A 1,573-nucleotide genomic window follows, 5' to 3' on the forward strand; every position below is an offset into this window, starting at 1 on the left:
GATCGTTTCCTTAGAAAGGAGGTGATCCAGCCGCACCTTCCGATACGGCTACCTTGTTACGACTTCACCCCAATCATTTGTCCCACCTTCGGCGGCTGGTTCCAAAAGGTTACCTCACCGACTTCGGGTGTTACAAACTCTCGTGGTGTGACGGGCGGTGTGTACAAGGCCCGGGAACGGATTCACCGCGGCATGCTGATCCGCGATTACTAGCAATTCCGGCTTCATGCAGGCGAGTTGCAGCCTGCAATCCGAACTGAGAGCGGCTTTATGGGATTCGCTTAACCTCGCGGTTTCGCTGCCCTTTGTACCGCCCATTGTAGCACGTGTGTAGCCCAGGTCATAAGGGGCATGATGATTTGACGTCATCCCCACCTTCCTCCGGTTTGTCACCGGCAGTCACCTTAGAGTGCCCAACTGAATGCTGGCAACTAAGATCAAGGGTTGCGCTCGTTGCGGGACTTAACCCAACATCTCACGACACGAGCTGACGACAACCATGCACCACCTGTCACTCTGTCCCCCGAAGGGGAAAACTCTATCTCTAGAGGTGTCAGAGGATGTCAAGACCTGGTAAGGTTCTTCGCGTTGCTTCGAATTAAACCACATGCTCCACTGCTTGTGCGGGCCCCCGTCAATTCCTTTGAGTTTCAACCTTGCGGTCGTACTCCCCAGGCGGAGTGCTTAATGTGTTGACTTCAGCACTAAGGGTTGGACCCCCTAACACCTAGCACTCATCGTTTACGGCGTGGACTACCAGGGTATCTAATCCTGTTCGCTCCCCACGCTTTCGCGCCTCAGCGTCAGTTACAGGCCAGAGAGCCGCCTTCGCCACTGGTGTTCCTCCACATATCTACGCATTTCACCGCTACACGTGGAATTCCACTCTCCTCTCCTGTACTCAAGCTCCCCAGTTTCCAATGACCCTCCACGGTTGAGCCGTGGGCTTTCACATCAGACTTAAGAAGCCGCCTGCGCGCGCTTTACGCCCAATAATTCCGGACAACGCTTGCCACCTACGTATTACCGCGGCTGCTGGCACGTAGTTAGCCGTGGCTTTCTGGTTAGATACCGTCAAAGCACCATCATTTCCTATGGCACCTGTTCTTCTCTAACAACAGAGCTTTACGATCCGAAAACCTTCATCACTCACGCGGCGTTGCTCCGTCAGACTTTCGTCCATTGCGGAAGATTCCCTACTGCTGCCTCCCGTAGGAGTCTGGGCCGTGTCTCAGTCCCAGTGTGGCCGATCACCCTCTCAGGTCGGCTACGCATCGCGGTCTTGGTGAGCCGTTACCTCACCAACTAACTAATGCGCCGCGGGCCCATCTGTAAGTGATGGCAGAACCATCTTTTACCGTCGCACCATGCGGTGCGTTGGATTACCCGGTATTAGCCCCGGTTTCCCGGAGTTATCCCAGTCTTACAGGCAGGTTACCCACGTGTTACTCACCCGTCCGCCGCTCGTTCCACAAGCGTCACCCCGAAGGGATCAGCTTGCTTCCCGCGCTCGACTTGCATGTATTAGGCACGCCGCCAGCGTTCGTCCTGAGCCAGGATCAAACTCTCAAAA

Annotated in this window: 1 rRNA gene; it reads right to left on the reverse strand. The window is 55.2% G+C overall.

What is annotated here, in order from left to right:
• Window positions 1-14: 14 nt before the first annotated feature.
• Window positions 15-1,573, reverse strand: a 16S ribosomal RNA gene (locus EV207_RS22810).

It is taken from the genome of Scopulibacillus darangshiensis (assembly GCF_004341035.1).
GTDB classification, from domain to species: Bacteria; Bacillota; Bacilli; order Bacillales; family Sporolactobacillaceae; genus Scopulibacillus; species Scopulibacillus darangshiensis.